Origin of the sequence: Psychrobacter sp. APC 3279, from assembly GCF_030407795.1 — a bacterium.
GTDB lineage: Bacteria > Pseudomonadota > Gammaproteobacteria > Pseudomonadales > Moraxellaceae > Psychrobacter.
Map to the genome: position 1 here is coordinate 42,768 of NZ_JASDCR010000002.1, position 18,320 is coordinate 61,087.

The 18,320-nt window shown below is 42.7% G+C and carries 11 protein-coding genes; 7 read left to right on the forward strand and 4 right to left on the reverse strand.

What is annotated here, in order from left to right; all coding sequences use genetic code 11:
* The first annotated feature begins 385 nt into the window (after positions 1-385).
* The gene (locus QL898_RS01145) at positions 386-2,596 is read left to right on the forward strand and encodes a carboxy terminal-processing peptidase (protein ID WP_290175505.1); all 2,211 of its coding nucleotides are present in this window, start codon (positions 386-388) and stop codon (positions 2,594-2,596) included.
* A gap of 546 nt (positions 2,597-3,142) precedes the next feature.
* Here the strand turns inward: QL898_RS01145 and QL898_RS01150 are convergent.
* On the reverse strand, positions 3,143-3,628 hold the full coding sequence (locus QL898_RS01150) for a peptidylprolyl isomerase (RefSeq protein WP_057758283.1): 486 nt from the start codon (positions 3,626-3,628) through the stop codon (positions 3,143-3,145).
* A gap of 324 nt (positions 3,629-3,952) precedes the next feature.
* On the opposite strand from QL898_RS01150, the gene QL898_RS01155 reads away from it, so the two are divergent.
* Entirely contained in the window at positions 3,953-5,983 is a 2,031-nt protein-coding gene (locus QL898_RS01155; protein WP_290175506.1) for a PDZ domain-containing protein, read from the forward strand.
* A 153-nt stretch (positions 5,984-6,136) separates the two neighbouring features.
* Here the strand turns inward: QL898_RS01155 and QL898_RS01160 are convergent, their stop codons facing one another.
* Entirely contained in the window at positions 6,137-6,991 is an 855-nt protein-coding gene (locus QL898_RS01160) for a DUF305 domain-containing protein (protein WP_290175507.1), read from the reverse strand.
* Between the two features lie 237 nt (positions 6,992-7,228).
* Complete coding sequence (locus tag QL898_RS01165; RefSeq protein ID WP_290175508.1) at positions 7,229-7,843, reverse strand: pseudouridine synthase; 615 nt, start codon at positions 7,841-7,843, stop codon at positions 7,229-7,231.
* A 437-nt stretch (positions 7,844-8,280) separates the two neighbouring features.
* Here QL898_RS01165 and icd point away from each other — a divergent pair, with 437 nt between their 5' ends.
* The gene (icd, locus tag QL898_RS01170; protein WP_290175509.1) at positions 8,281-9,540 is read left to right on the forward strand and encodes an NADP-dependent isocitrate dehydrogenase; all 1,260 of its coding nucleotides are present in this window, start codon (positions 8,281-8,283) and stop codon (positions 9,538-9,540) included.
* A 234-nt stretch (positions 9,541-9,774) separates the two neighbouring features.
* Here the strand turns inward: icd and QL898_RS01175 are convergent, their stop codons facing one another.
* On the reverse strand, positions 9,775-11,994 hold the full coding sequence (locus QL898_RS01175; protein WP_290175510.1) for an NADP-dependent isocitrate dehydrogenase: 2,220 nt from the start codon (positions 11,992-11,994) through the stop codon (positions 9,775-9,777).
* A 607-nt stretch (positions 11,995-12,601) separates the two neighbouring features.
* On the opposite strand from QL898_RS01175, the gene QL898_RS01180 reads away from it, so the two are divergent.
* The 4 genes from QL898_RS01180 (at position 12,602) to QL898_RS01195 (ending at position 18,309) form a co-directional block, all read left to right on the forward strand.
* On the forward strand, positions 12,602-13,954 hold the full coding sequence (locus QL898_RS01180) for a peptidogalycan biosysnthesis protein (RefSeq protein WP_290175511.1): 1,353 nt from the start codon (positions 12,602-12,604) through the stop codon (positions 13,952-13,954).
* A 99-nt stretch (positions 13,955-14,053) separates the two neighbouring features.
* On the forward strand, positions 14,054-14,542 hold the full coding sequence (locus QL898_RS01185) for a chorismate lyase (protein WP_290175512.1): 489 nt from the start codon (positions 14,054-14,056) through the stop codon (positions 14,540-14,542).
* A gap of 565 nt (positions 14,543-15,107) precedes the next feature.
* Positions 15,108-16,364, forward strand: coding sequence for a serine hydroxymethyltransferase (glyA, locus tag QL898_RS01190; RefSeq protein WP_057758295.1), 1,257 nt, complete (start codon positions 15,108-15,110; stop codon positions 16,362-16,364).
* A 409-nt stretch (positions 16,365-16,773) separates the two neighbouring features.
* Positions 16,774-18,309, forward strand: coding sequence for an alanine/glycine:cation symporter family protein (locus tag QL898_RS01195; RefSeq protein ID WP_290175513.1), 1,536 nt, complete (start codon positions 16,774-16,776; stop codon positions 18,307-18,309).
* Positions 18,310-18,320 lie beyond the last annotated feature (11 nt).

An 18,320-nucleotide genomic window follows, 5' to 3' on the forward strand; every position in this document is an offset into this window, starting at 1 on the left:
ATGATTATATATGGCTATCTTATTATGACAGTTATTATTAACTGAGCATAATGTGGCAGATTATTGGGGTCAAATCAATTTACTAATAGCCAGTAGATTCAGTCATCAAATCGATGTTAATAGCCCTCAATTACTATGTATGATAAAAGTGATAGAAAGTTTGGTATGTACAGAGGTAGCGTGTAAGATTGCTTATACAGTTTGAGACAGTTCAGTATTTATGCGCGTGATAATATTGATTGATTTTTGACTATATATCAGTATTTAATGATGCATAAAGTATAAGAATAAAAAGCGCAGCATTTATAGGTCATAACAGATTCGAGCATTTCTAATTCTGATAAATTACCCAATACTATTAACTTCAAATAACTAGGTACATATGATGAAAAAACAACCAGCACAGTGGTTACTCAGTGCAGCGTCAGTGGGCATCGCTGGTATTATCCTGACCCAAAGCTACGGTACTGCAGTCGCCGAGACCAATACGGGAAGTTTCGTTCAGACCCCTGAGCAAAAGGTCACCACCCGTCAAGTAGCTGCCTTGCTGGATCGCAGTCATTATCTCAATCAACCTTTGGATAGCAAGACTGGTAGTGAAATCCTATCAATGTATATTGATAGCCTTGACCCAAACCATACGTTGTTTTTGCAATCCGATGTTGATGAGCTGAAGAAAAAGCACGCTGAAGACTTTGGTGCTCGTCTAAAACAAGGTGATCTATCTGCAGGGGTAGAGGTGTATGATCGTTACCGCAAACGCTCAAACGAGTACTTTGCAATGGCCACTAAGATGCTCAAAACAGATATTGATTTGACAGGTAATGACACAATCATTCTTGATCGTGAAAAACTCGGCCATTTTAAAACCAAAAAAGAGCAGCGTGATTACTGGGAACGTCAATTAAAGTTCCAGTTGATGAGTATTACCCTCGGTCAAGAAGACGAAAAAGCCAAAGAGAAAGTGTTTTTAAGTAACCCAGATATCACTCGTGGGCAAGACTTGGTACGTAACGATGAGCGTACGCCAAATGAAATTTTACAAAATCGTTTGTCGCGTCAACAAGAGCAGTTTAAGCGTCTTAAAGATGATGAAATCATGGAGACCATCTTAAATACGGCGATGCTGACCTATGATCCGCACAGTAATTACTATGCACCGATTCAAGCGACGGAACTACAAATCCAGTCTAGTCTTCAGTTAGAAGGTATTGGTGTCTCTATTCGTCCAGATCGCAAAAATCCGGACTATACCCGTATTGTGACTTTGGTCGATGGTGGTCCAGCCGCCAAGTCGGGTCAAATCAAGCCCAATGACTTGATCGTTGGTATTGCAAAAGATGGCGAAACCATGACGGACGTGGTTGGTTGGTCAACGCGTGAAATTGTGAGCTTGATTCGTGGTAAACGCGGTACATCGGTTACACTGAAACTACGTCAACCTAACACCCCAGATGCTAGCGCCCGTACGGTCACGGTGGTACGAGACATTATTCAGCAAGAAGAGTCAGGCGTCACTCAGCGAGTGGTAGAAGTGCAGCGTCCTAATATTGATAAGACGCCAAAACGTATTGGCGTACTTGAGATACCAAGCTTTTATTTAAACTATCGGGCGCGTCGTAATGGTGAAGACTACCGTAGCGTTAGTATCGATACTGAAAAAGCATTAAAAGAGTTGAATAAACAAAATATCGATGGCCTAGTGGTTGATTTGCGCAATAACCCTGGTGGCTCGTTGGATGAAGTTGCCAAGATGTTAGGTTTCTTTATCAAGAGCGGACCACTAGTACAGATTCGTGATAATCGCGGCAATATTCAAGTGTATCGCGACAACGATGGCGGCGAGCAGCTGTATGATGGCAAGATGGCGGTCATTACCAATTTAGCATCAGCCTCAGCCAGTGAAATCTTTGCCGCTGCTATCCAAGACTATGGTCGCGGATTAGTGGTTGGTAGTACGACAACTGGTAAAGGCTCGGCGCAGATTCAGCTCGATAGCTTAGCCTTGGGCTCTGCTACCTTAACTCAGCGTAAGTTTTATCGTGTCACTGGCGGTAGTACGCAGAATAAAGGTGTCGTACCAGACGTTGAGCTAGTTAATATCTATGATGATGCAACCTTTGGCGAGCGCGCTCAGAAAAAAGCATTGCCTTGGGACACTATCAGAACGGCGCCGTACAAGCCTGAAGGGACGTTTACCAGTGATACATTGGCGACACTCAATCAGCAGTCTAAGATTCGCCAACAAAAAAACCCACAATTTACTTATCTGTCGACACTAAATGATATTCGTAACATGGATGATGAAAAGAAACCTGTTCGATTAGATATCAATAGCCGCAGAGCTAAAATGCAATTAATTGAAAAACGCTCATTAGAAGCAGAAAACAAGCGCCTTATCGCAACTGGTGAGCGTCCGTACTCTAACTGGAATACTTATCAAGCAGCGATGGACGCAAAATTTGAAGAGCGTAGCCGTATGAAAGCAGCTGAACGTCCAGAGTTACCAGAGGATGAAGCGTTCATTAATGAGGCAGCTTACCTTATGCTCAGCGCGGAACCTAAGACAATGCTTAGCCCTGAAGAGAAGCTATAATGTGAAGTTATTATAGCGTTACGTAATCTATGTAAGCATATGCTTACATAGATTGACGTTTAGACCTCTTACCAACGAAGGGTCAATCTGCGACTATAACTGTACGGCACGATTGAACGAAACGGTTCATTGATACTAGGGATTGGTATCTTAAAGGTCGCACTAGGGATAAGTAGTTTGCTGATTAAGGATGATAAGGCTGGATGCCTGTCAGTTATGAGATGCCCCGGGATTAGGTATCACGTAACGCTAACATGGATGGTTGGTAATAAAAGCCGCATGACGCTTGTCGTTATGCGGCTTTGTTACGTATGGAGACTAATAATTTTTGTGTCAGGTTTTTTAAGTAGATAGTATTCAAGTTGAGTAGCACTGTATACGGAATTAGTATTCAGTTCATAGATGAGCACATCTACATTAATTCAAAACTTACCATGAGATAAATATAAAAAAAGGCCAGTAACCTTATCGGCTACTGGCCTTTTAGATTAGATGATAAATTTAATAACTTATTATCTAACTATATTCACTACACTCTAGAAGATATTAGTGCTCAACGCCACCTGCACCATGTACATGGCCATGGTTTAATTCGTCTTCAGTTGCTGCACGTACTTCTTGGATTTCAACATCAAATGTCAAACGCTTGCCAGCCAATGGATGGTTTGCATCAACAGTCACTTCTTGATCGTTCACAGCAGTCACAGTAACCAACATTACTTGGCCACCAGCTTCTGACTGGAACTGCATACCAGGCTGAATGTCATCAACGCCTTGGAAGTTGTCACGTGGTACGTGCTGTACTGCTTGCTCTTGGTATTCGCCGTAGCCATCAGCAGGTTCAACGACTGCATTAACTTTTTCGCCAGCAGACTTACCTTCTAATTGTGCTTCTAGGCCTGGGATAATGTTGCTGTGACCATGCAGATAAGCAAGTGGCTGACCTTCTGGTGACTGGTCAAGGATATTGCCTTCGTCGTCTTTTAGTGTGTAATTGAATTTGACGGCAGTGTCTTTTGCGATAGTAGTCATAAAATATCCTAAATATATCTATGTAAAAAATTAAATACGGTTGCAATAAACCTAAAAAAGCCAATCTGCAAGCCAAAAGGCCACGTCATTAGTCAATTATCATCAGTTTATTAAAGTAACTTTAGCAGTTAGCATCTTTAATTGAGATGGCCCACATAACTTTCAAGGCAAAAAACATAAAAAATGCCAATTAATGCCACAATTTACAATAATAACTGCTATTTTCTATAGTTAATGCATAGCTATTGGCTATTCATGGTTTAGGAGTTGCTTTTTTAGAGTAGGACTTCTAGCATAATTATAAAAATAAGGATGAGAGACACGATGACTGCATTTGCCAATACCACTACTAAACAACCAACGAGTAATGTTTCGACCAATCATGATGATACTAAAGCTAAAACGATAGCTGATATAAGCTATCAATTTGATTTTGCCCGTTTCTACGAGCATTTGGTCGATGTCTCACTGAGTTTTACAGCAGTATCCGACGCGCCGCAGCTTTGGTTACCAGCGTGGATACCAGGCAGTTATCTGATGCGTGAGTTTGCCCGAAACATCACTGCGGTACATTATCAAATAATAGAAGCTCCAACAGCAGATAGTGACAAGCAGCCAAAGACTTATCGCGCGCAGAAAATCGATAAAAACACATGGCAGCTGCCAGCGGTGCAAGCAGGGCAGACGGTCATCGTCGAGTACGAAGTCTATTGCTATGACTTGTCTGTGCGTACGGCCTACGTCGATCAGCAACGACTTTATGGTAATTTCACCTCACTTGCGCTAGCCGTCGAAGGGCAAGAGCAATCACCTGTCCAAGTTAGCTTGATTGTGCCTGATACATTTTTTGCAGACAAAGAAAGTAGCAAAGTACTGTTGGCCTGTGGTTTGGACGCTACGCACCTGCAGATTGATCAACAGCAAAAAGGCCGTCAGCAAGCGAATAGTCAGCACCTTTATAAGTTACAGGCAGCCAACTATCACGAACTAATTGACTATCCATTTGAAATAGCAGAACAAGAAAAGTTTGATTTTATTATTCATGATAATGAGCATCAGACGCTACATCATAGCTTTTATCTGGCAGGCAAGCAGAATGCCAATCTAGGTCGGTTGCAGCAGGATATTACTCAGATTTGTCAGTCCTACGTAGATTGGTTAGGCGATGCGCCATTTGACGATTATACCTTTATGACCTTTGCCAGTGGTCAAGACTATGGTGGGCTTGAGCATATCAACTCGACTAGCCTTATTACCCCGCGTAATGACTTGCCAAGCACCAATGAGCCAAAGCTACCGAGTACAGATTATCAGCGATTTTTAGGATTATGTAGTCACGAGTATTTTCACTCATGGTGGGTGAAGACGGTACGTCCTGATGTCATGATCGATGTCGATTTGCGTCTTGAAGCATTTACCCCATTACTTTGGGTGTTCGAAGGGTTTACGTCTTATATCGATGACTTCATGTTGCAAGCGTCAGGTGTGATTGATAAAGCCAATTATCTGCGACTGCTAGCCGAGCAAATTAATCGCTACTACCAGACTCCAGGGCGTGGTAATCAAAGCGTGGCAGAGTCGAGTTTTGATGCTTGGATTAAACTGTATCGCACCGATGAAAATACAGGCAATGCGGGTATCAGCTACTATAATAAAGGCGCGTTGGTAGCCCTATGTCTGGATCTAATCTTACTCGAAAATAGTGATGGTCGTTATCGTTTGTTTGATGTGGTCAAAGCTTTTTATACTCAAGCCAAGCAGAACGACAGTAAGCGGATTGGTATCAGTAGTGCTGACATGGGCTCTGTTATTGAGCAGTTTATGCCGCTAGCAGAATGGGAAGATTTTGAACGCCGTTATGTCAACGGGGTAGAAGAGCTGCCAATTGAAGCGTTGCTAGTTGCAAATGGTGTCAAAATACAGGCGAATACTAAAGAAACGGCTGACAAGCATGTGCCTTGGGGTATGCGATGTAACGAAACGCCAGCTGGGCTCAAAATCAATCGTGTGATGCGAGATAGTATTGCGGCTAAAGCTGGTATTTCAGCACATGACGTTATTATCGCGATTGACGGCATCAAAGCGGATACGAAACAGCTTACCGCCTTGGTTAATATAGCGCATCCTGTTGAATGTTATTTATTCCGTCGTGATGAGCTGATGTGTGTTCAGGTTCAACCCGAACCGACAACTAAAGTGAAGCCGCGAGATGAGACAATTAGCATGACTGGAGCAGTACCTCCTCATAAAGTAAGCTTACGCTTAGCAAAAGAAGATAAGACGCTAGACAATGATAATGAGCAATTAAAAGGTGATGCAGGTTGGGAGACATGGCTCAATGTTATGAAACGGTAGCCACGATGCTATATAAAATACCTTTCCATAATAAAAACCATCTTCCGAGCAATCATGCTTAGAAGAGGGTTTTCTAAATCACTTTTAATATTGTAGATATGTCCAAGCAACTTAAATGCTCGATAGGTCAGAGGTTAGCGAGAAGATATACGTTTACTGCTCTTTAGCTCTGTTATCTGGGTTATCTGAGTTCTTATTATCGGTAGTTTCGGGCTCAATATTTTCATCTACAGAGCTATCGTCTTTGTCGCTATTTGCAGCCTCAAGCGCAGCAATCCAGTTTCTCATCATATCAATTTCAGTTTGCTGGTTATCAATGACGTCTTGCGCCAACTGACGCATCTCTTCATCTGTCCCATATTCGAGCTGAACTTTTGCCATATCAACAGCGGCAATATGATGCGGTAGCATGCCGCGTGCAAATGCCATATCAGGTACGGGATCAGCCACACCCAAAGTCATTTCGCCATGCATATTTTCCATGTTTTTAGCATATGCTTGCTGCATTGCCACAGTATTTGGCTTAGGTTTGGCAGCATCAGGATGGCTAGCCAGCCACTTGTTTAAGACATCGATTTCAGCTTGCTGTGCCGTGATGACGTCTTGAGCAAGTTGGCGCATCGCTTCGTCAGTGACATATTTGAGCTCTATTTTTGCCATCTCTACCGCGCCGCGATGATGTCCCAACATGCCTTTAGCAAAAGCGGTATCAGGATCGTTATACCCCATCCCAATCATCATCTCATCATGCATTCTAGTCATCGATCTCGTATAGTCTCTGAGCATATCGCTCATTTGAGACTCATCACTGACACTGTTATCACTGTCATTTTTTAGAGTATCATCTGCCATATCGTCATGCTCAGCATGTGGCATATCAGTCACTGGCGGTGAGGTTTCTTCTGCAGGATTTGATTGGTTGTCCTCTGTCGTTGGCTGACAGGCGCTCAATACAAGCGCTGCAGAAATGCTAGTGACCAACGAAAGAAAACGACGAGAAGCAATCATGACATATCCCTATTGTGGAAAAACCAAACGATAAATGGATAATACCTATTATACATAATCAATTACGTGCTGAATGTTAGCAGATAAACCTTACCCATTCGAGACACTATGTTTAACATGTCGTAATATATTAGTGTCAGAGCTTTATATTCGTGGCTAAACAGCTAAACAGCTAAGCAGCTAAGCAGCTAAGCAGTGTGAACTAATCAACAATATATAAACTTAAAACCATCTAAACTAGCTAGAAATACCTAGCTGACGACAGTGTTCGCTAGTTAGATGAACACGTACAAACTCCCCAACAGCTAACTCACCTAGCTCAAATCCTGCCACTGACCAACGTATCAAACGCAGACAAGGTAAACCGACATGCGCTGTCATACGTCTAACTTGGCGATTTTTCCCTTCATATATTGTCAGCATTAGCCATGAGTCCGGTACGCTTTTACGCTCACGTATTGGCGGATTGCGCTGCCAGAGTACCATCGGTAGTTCTTCTTCACTGACGTGTTTGACCTCAGCAGGTAGCGTTTTACCATCTTTTAAAACCACGCCACGTTTGAGCTTATTGAGTTGCTCAGCAGTAGGGATTCCTTCTACTTGCACTAAATAAGTTTTACCTTGTTTGCGCCCTGCATTGGCTTTTGGCGGATGAGTAATTGCTTTATTAACGCGACCATCATCGGTCAAAATCAGCAAGCCCTCCGAAGTGGCATCTAACCGACCAGCAACTCGCAAAGCCTTATCGGCAAAGTATTGCGATAGGGTGATGTGGTCGTTATTACTGTCATCTCTAAACTGACTTTGTACGCCGTAAGGCTTGTTGAATAGAATGAGACTAGAAGTAGACATAAAACGGTGTTTCCTAGTTTGTGATGGACAATGAATCATTGTAGCGTATGTTTTGTGATGCAGAGCTAGTATTAAGCGACAAGACTAAAGGTGATACATTTAATGTGCTGTATGGCGCATGACCTACTACAAAAGTAGGACAGCGCTTATATAAATTTGCTGTTATCCTAAATCCGCATTCTGATAGTGGTATTGATGTTTTTAATAGAGAAATATCTACTATCTGCAAGCGACAATCATTATTTGGGTCTCTATTTTAATTTTTTAGCTTCGAGCTATTTTCAACATTGTTCAAATCAATGTCGCAAGTGTCGTACTCATCAAAGTTTTGCTTAGCCGATAAGCGCTTAGAGCGTTACCACTATAATAAAACGGTTAGCATAACAAAGTGTCTAGTTCGCTTGCGACGTCCAACATACAACCAAGGAGTATCATCGATGTTATATGATAAGGTTATCGTGCCAAGAGACGGCGAAAAAGTGACCGTAAACGCAGATCTAACATTAAATGTTCCTAACCATCCGATTATTCCGTTTGTGGAAGGTGATGGAATCGGTGTAGATATCACGCCTGTCATGATAAAAGTAGTCAATGCTGCGGTTGATAAAGCGTATCACGGCAAGAAGTCTATCATTTGGATGGAGACGTATCTTGGTGAAAAAGCAGCGAAAGTATATGACGGCGACTATTTGCCAAGCGAGACACTAGAGATTCTAAAAGACTACGTCATTAGTATCAAGGGTCCATTGACCACACCAGTGGGTGGCGGCTTTAGTTCGCTAAACGTCGCAGTGCGCCAAAACCTTGACCTATACGTATGTCAGCGCCCCGTGCGCTGGTTTGAAGGCGTGCCAAGTCCAGTACAGCATCCAGAGCTGACGGATATGGTTATCTTCCGTGAAAACACAGAAGATATCTACACAGGTATCGAGTGGAAAGCGGGCAGTGATGATGCCAAAAAAGTTATCAATTTCTTAAGAGATGAGATGGGTGTGACCAGTATTCGCTTCCCTGAAGACTGCGGCATCGGTATCAAGCCTGTCTCAAAAGAAGGCTCACAGCGCTTAGTACGTAAAGCAATTCAGCATGCCATTGATCATGATCTGCCAAATGTGACCCTAGTGCACAAAGGCAATATCATGAAGTTCACTGAAGGCGCATTTAAGGATTGGGGTTATGAGCTGGCAGCAGGGCGTTTTGGTGCAGAGTTATTAGATGGCGGTCCATGGATGACCATGAAAAATCCAAAAACGGGTAACGATATTATTATTAAAGACGTCATCGCTGATGCGTTCTTGCAGCAGATTTTGATGCGTCCAGCAGATTATTCTGTAGTAGCAACGCTTAACCTAAACGGTGACTATATCTCTGATGCCTTGGCGGCTGAAGTAGGCGGTATTGGTATCGCGCCTGGTGCAAACAAAGGCGGCGCGATCGCTGTTTATGAAGCGACGCACGGTACTGCGCCCAAGTACGCTGGTCAGAATAAAGTAAACCCAGGCTCACTGATATTGTCTGCTGAGATGATGCTTCGTGATATGGGCTGGACGGAAGCAGCTGATCTTGTCATTAGCGGTATCCAAGGTGCGATTGCCAATAAAACAGTCACGTATGATTTTGAGCGTCTGATGCCAGATGCTACCTTACTGAGTACTTCTGAGTTTGGTAAGGCGATTATTAAGCATATGGAAGCCTAAGACTATTTAAGCTCTCAGCATTCTATTTTATTACTATGTATCAAAAGCCGCCTGATTATATAGGTGGCTTTTTTTATTTCACTCTTTATAAAACTTTTAGAAAACACAAAAAAACACCTCAACGTTCGAAAACGGTTGAGGTGTTTTTTACTAAGACTTAAACTCGCTTAATCGCTTCTGTGTATAAGACCCAAAAGCGATTAGGCTTAATGGTTTAAGAGCAATCGCTTAAAATTATAGCGATGCCAACGTCTCGTTAAACAAAGCGCTTGGACGCATTACTTTCTTAGCCAACTCTTCATCAGCATAGTAGTAGCCTTTGATGTCTACCGGTTTGCCTTGAGCTTGGTTAAGTTCTTTAACGATGGCTTCTTCGTTCTCTTTTAGCTTTTGCGCGAATGGGGTAAATTGCGCTTTTAGCTCGCTATCTTGATCTTGCGCTGCAAGCTCTTCTGCCCAGTACATTGCTAGATAGAAGTGGCTACCACGGTTGTCCAGCTCGCCAGTTTTACGTGATGGCGACTTATCGTTTAGTAGCAGTTTTTCTGTTGCTGTATCTAGCGTGTCTGCCAAGATTTGAGCTTTAGCATTGTTGTCGTTGTTTGCTAGATGCTCCAAAGATACCGTCAAGGCCAAGAACTCACCAAGTGAATCCCAACGTAGATGGTTCTCTTCTGTCAGCTGCTGAACGTGCTTCGGTGCAGAACCACCAGCGCCAGTTTCAAACAAACCGCCGCCTTTCATTAGTGGTACAACTGATAGCATCTTGGCACTGGTACCTAGCTCTAGGATAGGGAACAAGTCAGTTAGGTAATCGCGTAGGATGTTACCGGTCGCAGAGATAGTATCTAGACCACGAGCAACGCGCTCTAGCGTATAACGCATCGCACGAACCTGAGACATAATCTCGATATGTAAGCCAGTAGTATCATGATCTTTTAGATAGGTTCTAACTTTTTTGATTAGCTCGTTTTCATGTGGACGGTATGGGTCTAACCAGAAGATAACAGGCGTATCTGATTCACGAGCACGGCGTACAGCAAGTTTTACCCAGTCTTGAATAGGCTCATCTTTAACCTGACACATGCGCCAGATATCACCTTTCTCAACACGTTTTTCAAGTAATACTTCATCAGTATCAATGTCGACGATGCGTGCAATACCAGCATCGCTAGACTCAAAAGTCTTGTCGTGCGAGCCATACTCTTCAGCTTTTTGAGCCATTAGGCCAACGTTAGGAACGGTGCCCATTGTTTTTGGATCAAAGTTACCATGCCATTTACAGAAGTTGATCATTTCTTGGTAAATACGGGCAAAGGTAGACTCTGGCATGACGGCTTTACAGTCATACATTTTGCCATCAGCGCCCCACATTTTACCACCTGAACGAATCATCGCTGGCATAGAAGCATCAACGATTACATCACTTGGTGAATGGAAGTTGGTGATACCTTTTGAAGAGTCGACCATCGCCAGACGTGGGCGATGCTCTTGACACGCATGTAAATCACGCTCAATTTCTTCACGTTTTGAAGCTGGTAGCGTTAAGATCTTGTCGTATAGATCTGCCATACCGTTGTTGACGTTGATACCTAGCTCATCAAAGAATGCGCCATGTTTCTCGAAGGCTTCTTTGTAGTAGATTCTAACTGCATGACCGAAGACGATAGGATGCGAGACCTTCATCATGGTTGCTTTTACGTGCAATGAGAACAAGATACCAGCTTCGCGGCAATCTTCCATTTCACGCTCATAAAACTCTAATAGTGCTTTTTTGCTCATGACCATCAGATCGATGACTTCTTTATCAAGCAAAGCAATTTTAGGCTTTAATACTTTTTGAGTACCGTCATCAAGTAACAACTCCATACGTACTGTACGAGCTTTATCTAATGTCATAGATTGCTCGCCATCGTAGAAGTCGCCGCCATGCATGTGTGATACGTGCGTGCTTGACCATTGCTTCCACTCACCCATAGAGTGTGGATGCTTACGTGCATAGTTTTTAACTGCTTTAGGAGCGCGGCGATCTGAGTTACCTTCACGCAGTACTGGGTTCACTGAACTGCCTAAGCTTTTGCCATAGCGCTTGCGTAGCTCTTTTTCTTCGTCAGTTTGTGGATCTTCTGGGAAGTTAGGGATAGCATAGCCTTTGCTCTGTAGCTCTTTGATAGCGGCTTTTAACTGCTGTACAGAAGCACTGATGTTTGGCAGTTTGATGATGTTGGTATTTGGATCTTGAGTCAGACGACCTAGCTCAGCTAAGTTGTCCGGAACACGTTGCTCTTCGGTCAAGTATTCAGGGAATTCAGCCAATATACGCGCTGCAACAGAGATATCGCTGGTTTCAACTTCAACGCCTGCTGTTTTAGTGAATGCTTCGACAATAGGTAAGAACGACAGAGTCGCCAGCGCTGGGGCTTCGTCAGTTTTTGTATAAATAATTTTTGACATTTTAGTTAGATCTTCCTTTAGGCTGTAGTTAATAATAAAGCTCAAATATAGTGTTTAATATGCGTCAATGATACTATGCAATAATCCATGATATGGTTAGAACAAGTACTTCATATGTAGCTTCTTAGAAATTTTTAAGACAGGTCAGACATTTTCTTTTAATAATATTCATGAAAAAAGCATTTAAAGGCAACACGTTAACGGTCGGTACAAAATTGCCTAAAAGTGAATCACTGACGCTACATTATAATCAATCCACTATAAATCCGATAGGATGTCAATCGTATACCATGAACTAAGTATACTGTTTTAGCTCGTATCCTATGGTTTCGAATTATACTAAGCTAATAACAACCTTATTCTACCAGTCATCGGCTCCGATATCATCTTTTCCATACAACTACTGTTTTTTCATGACGTTTTATATTGATCTCACTGCCCATGAGCGCAGTCGTACAAACCACCCGCGTTATCGTTGGTGGTTTTTTATTGGGTACGGATAAGTTTTTGCAAATTGTGACAGCAATGACGTAAAAATTTGCTAGTCTAGGTCATCAATAGATTGGTTATCGATAAATATATCGCGATTATAATAGTGACGGTGAATATGAGTTTAGAGTATGCGCTGATTAATGATACCAGCTGGCAGAGCCAGACAGAGTGGCAGACGCCAGATACCCCTTTTATGTCATTTGCTTTTTGGCAAGCGTTGACTGACACCGGAGCAATTGGTGAGCAGGCAGGGTGGCTACCAATATTTATTTTGGTACATCGTGTCGCCGATGCTGCTAATAGTGCGGATAGCGCGGTAGAAAATGTATTGCAGCCTGTGGCCGTCATGCCAGTATTTATAAAAGGTCATCATCGCGGTGAGTTTGTATTTGATCATGCATGGGCTGAAGCTTATGCACGCTATGGCGTTGATTATTATCCGCGATTGGTCACTAGCGCACCATATACACCGATTACCGGTCAAAGAATTTGGTTGGCAAAAGGTGAAACCTTAAATGAAGATATTCTCAAAACAGCCATCGCAGGTATCGATGATATCGCTCAACAAGTGGGCGCCTCAAGCTGGCATGGACTGTTTGTGACACCAGAGCTTGCCTCTATCGCCACCACCTCTATGCCAACTGAAATTGATGTAGAGCATGCGATAGCGGCTCAAGAAAGCGGCGTAGAATCAGCTGCTATTGAGCTACCGATATTTGAGCGTCAAGGCTGCCAGTTCTTATGGCAAAACAAAGACTTGCTTAATGACAGTAAGCCATTTGCAGATTTTGATGCGTTTTTGATGACCTTAAAAGCCAAAAAGCGTAAAACCATTCGGGCTGAGCGCCGTAAAGTTGCCGAGCAAGGCATTATTTGCCAGCGAAAATGCGGCGATGCTATTAGCGATGCTGATTGGAAGGCTTTTTATCACTGTTATGTGATGACCTATGCAGTACGCGGACAGCAGCCTTATTTGACGATAGATTTTTTTATGGCATTGGCAGTGAGCATGCCTGAGCATATAATGCTTGCACAAGCACTCGACGCCAGTGGTGAGATTATCGCGAGTAGTTTGTTCTTGTATGACAGACCTGATAGCGACAAGGCTGATGGTGACAATGTTGGTGGCGATAATAATGCTACCTTATATGGTCGTTACTGGGGTGCGCTCGGTGAATATGACAGCTTGCATTTTGAGCTGTGTTATTACCAAGGTATCGAGTTTGCTATTGAGCAAGGATTGATATCTTTTGATCCTGGTACGCAAGGCGAGCATAAGCTGGTACGTGGTTTTATTCCAACGACGACCCATTCTCTCCACCGTATCTATGATCCGCGGTTTGTCCCTGCGATTGGCGATTTTTGTGCTAGAGATCGGCTACATATGGCGCAGTATCGTCAGCAGGCATTTGCAGCTTTGCCTTTTAATGCAGACAACATGCCTGAATTTGATGGTAGTGACTCATAGCAGTAATTCATAAGTGTAATCAGCTGTGACTAACTCTGCTTCTATTTGCAAACACCTTTTAACTGTTAAACACTCTTTAAAAAATACTAGCCATAAACTATGACCAGCGATTCTTTTAGTTCTACCAGTGGCCTACCTCCTACTGAACTCTTACCTTGGCTAAATGCTGAAGGCTCTCTCACTGCGATATTAGAAGAGAAGGCAGGGCAGCCGCTGCGTGTAAAACGCAGCTTTGAAGGCTATCGTTTGCTAACTTTAGGTCAAAAAAAGCAGCTGGGTGTACGAGGCATGATGCTAAATCGTCCAATGCTGGCATGGATACGGGAAGTACAGTTATATGGCAATGATGAAATGCCATGGGTGCAAGCACAGAGCATCTTTCCTTTAAACAGTTTAAAAGGTCAGTCACGTCGTCTGCAGCATTTGAAGAACACACCTATCGGCTACGTATTATTTAAGCGTCGCCGTACCTTGCCAAATGAGCGTTTTATCAGTCATACCAGTGACGGTTGGCAACGACAAACGCGTTATGACTGGTATGGTCGTAAGATAATGATCAGTGAAACGTTCCTGCCGGCGTTCTTATAATCACTTTACTATAAAAATATTACTGCGTTAGCCTCGCTTGAGGTATTTAATACACATCTACACTCGGCTGCCTTGTACTACTTTTAAATTCAATCGACTATATCTAGCCACGCTTAAAAATATTTTATGCCTAAAACAGCATAAGAAGGTATATTGACGAAAATTTTAAGCGGGTAAATCCTTTATTTTATTGGCTATTTATCTGTGTTATATAGTCATTTAATTCGCTCATCTTAAGGTGAGGTTTTTTTGCGCTCACAGCACAAATTTTCATGTTACACTTAATCTTTCGCGATGATATCGATGCAAATGTACATCGATTTTATTGACGAATCAGTCAAGTTAATAACAGGTCAGTCGCCTGTATTTATTCTTATTTCAATCTTTGCTAATAGACGCCATTCACAATAATGGTCATACCATAAAACAGACTGCAGAAAAACAGCGTGCAGAGGTATCAAGCATACTTCAGCGACGTTGACGCAGTAGTTGTTTTATTGTGGGCAGGCTATAAGCTTCTTTTCAATGACGTTTTTTAATGACAGTCACTACTTAGGACATCACTATGTTTAAAGATATTTCTATCAAAGATTTTGATCCAGTACTTGCTGAAGCGATGGCCGCAGAAAGCGTTCGTCAAGAAAACCACATAGAGCTTATCGCCTCTGAAAACTACTGCTCACAAGCAGTGATGGAAGCACAAGGTACTGACCTTACCAACAAATACGCAGAAGGCTATCCTGGCAAGCGTTACTATGGTGGTTGTGAGCATGTGGATGTGGTTGAGCAATTGGCCATTGACCGTGCTAAAGAGTTGTTCGGTGCAGAGTATGTGAACGTTCAGCCACATTCTGGTAGCCAAGCAAACTCGGCCGTATTTTTAGCATTGCTAGAAGCAAATGACACTGTACTAGGCATGAGCTTAGACGCTGGTGGTCACTTGACACATGGCGCACACATCAACTTCTCAGGTCTGAATTACAATGCCGTACAGTACGGATTGGTAGACGGTACTGGCCTTATTGATTATGATCAAGTAGAGAGCTTGGCGCGTGAGCATAAGCCAAAAATGATCATTGCTGGTTTTTCAGCATACTCACAAGTAGTTGATTGGCAGCGTTTCCGTGACATCGCAGACGAAGTAGGCGCGTATCTATTGGTCGATATGGCTCACGTTGCAGGCCTAGTTGCTGGTGGTGTTTATCCAAACCCAGTACCTTTCGCTGATGTGGTCACAACGACGACGCACAAAACCCTACGTGGCCCACGCTCAGGTATGATTTTGGCGCGTGATGAAGTACTGGCTAAAAAGCTAAACTCAGCTGTATTCCCAGGCAACCAAGGTGGCCCGTTGATGCATGTCATCGCTGCAAAAGCGGTTTGCTTTAAAGAAGCGTTAGAAGATAACTTCAAAACGTATCAGCAGCAAGTAGTGAAAAACGCGCAAGCTATGGCAAAAGTGGTTCAAGAGCGCGGCTATGAAGTCATCTCTGGTGGTACTGAAAACCATCTGATGCTGATCAGTCTCGTTAAGCAAGAAATGACGGGTAAAGAAGCGGACAAATGGCTTGGTGAAGCACACATCACTGTCAACAAGAACGCTGTACCAAACGATCCAAAATCACCATTCGTGACTTCTGGTATCCGTATCGGTACGCCAGCTATTACTACTCGTGGTTTCAATGAAGCACAAGCGGGTGAGTTGGCAGGTTGGATCTGTGACGTACTAGACAGCCGCGGTGATGAAGCGGTTGCTACTGAAGTACGCGCTAAAGTAGAAGCTATCTGTGCAGAATTACCAGTCTATGCTAAAAATCAGTAAACTTTAGAATGGTAATAAAAAAACCGCTAAGCTTTTGCTTAGCGGTTTTTTTGTCATTGCTCTTTATAAATATTAGAGAATTTAACGCAAACATGTATTGGTAGTGCTATTTAGCTCTTTTTAATTATATTTCAGTCTGTTGTTTAACTTGAAAATCACTACCGACATTTTTCGATAAGTGTAGTGATCTTGACTGAGTTCTGGTATTAATTTTAAGGAGCTAAGTTGATGTTTAATGAAGAAAAATGTGTAAATCTCTTTGTTTATACAAAAATATTAGTATATAGTCAGTATTGAACATTTAGTAATAATACTAATACAAATTATAATAAATAGTTACACTTTGTATTAGTATCGCTGTAATTGATTGAATAATTATATAAATATTATTTTCACTAAAGGGATTTACATGAAAAAACAATCTTTAGTCGCAACGATGCTATTACTCAGCACGACTCTTGCGCAAGCAGCAGAACAATCAGGTTTAGCAGCATTTGGAGCAGGTCTCGATGGCTTTATGTCCAATATATTTGGCTGGTTCGTCGACCTTATTTTCTTTTCAGTACCTCTTGGAGACGTCAGCTTCCCGCTTATTGTGGGTTGGTTATTAGTTGCCGCACTCGTATTCACTTTTTACTTTGGATTTATTCAGTTTCGCCAAATAGGCTTGTCTCTAGATATTGTCAGAGGCAAATATACCGATCCCAATCCCGCCAACAAAGAAGAAGGCGAGGTCAGCCATTTTCAAGCCTTAGCTACTGCGTTATCAGGTACTGTTGGTCTTGGTAATATTGCAGGCGTTGGTGCAGCACTTGCTATTGGTGGACCTGGCGCTACCTTTTGGATGATTATGGTCGGCCTATTTGGTATGGCGACTAAGTTTGTAGAATGTACGCTAGGTGTTAAATACCGTACGGTACTACCATCTGGCGTCGTATCAGGTGGCCCTATGTACTACCTAAGCCGCGGTATGGCTGAACGTGGTATGGGCGGATTAGGTAAGTTTCTGGCTGTTGGTTTTGCCCTTATGTGTATATTGGCGACCTTTGGTGCCGGTAACATGTTTCAGGGTAACCAAGCCTTTGCAGTGATGAGCTCTACTTTTAGCATTCCAACGGATTACAGTGTATTCTTTGGTATTGGCTTAGCGTTTTTAGTCGGTATGGTTATCATTGGTGGTATGCCGCGCATCGCAACCGTTACCGAAAAAGTCGTACCTTTTATGGCTTTGTTATACATTACTATGGCGGTAATCGTACTGATTGCTAACTTTAATCATATTGGCACTGCATTTGGCGAGATTTTCTCGGGTGCCTTCACTGGTGCTGGCGTGGCTGGTGGCTTTATTGGTGCGTTGATTCAAGGTTTGAAACGTGCAACTTTCTCTAACGAAGCGGGTGTTGGTTCAGCCGCTATTGCTCACTCAGCAGTAAAAACTAAAGAGCCTGCTACTGAAGGTCTAGTAGCGCTATTAGAGCCTTTCATTGATACAGTTGTTATCTGTACGATGACGGCGCTTGTTATTACTATCTCTGGGGTGAACACTGCCGCAAACTTACAAACCCAAGCGCTTACTGGTGTGGATCTAACCCGTGCAGCCTTCATGGAAACGGCGCCTATTTTCCAGTATTTCCTAGCGGTTGCGGTATTGTTATTTGCTTTCTCAACGATGATTTCATGGTCATACTATGGTCTAAAAGCTTGGACTTACCTCTTCGGTGAAGGTAAAGGCGGCGAGATGATATACAAGCTTATCTTCTTAATCTTCGTTGTTATCGGTACTATCGTACAGTTTAGCTTCGTTATCGACTTCTCAGATGCGGCTCTGTTCGCTATGGCTATCTTTAACATCATCGGCCTATACTTCTTGATGCCAATTGTGAAAAGAGAGGTTAATTCTTTCATAGCTCGTGTGAAAAGTGGTGAAATTAAAAAGTATAAATAAAGGGTTCGATT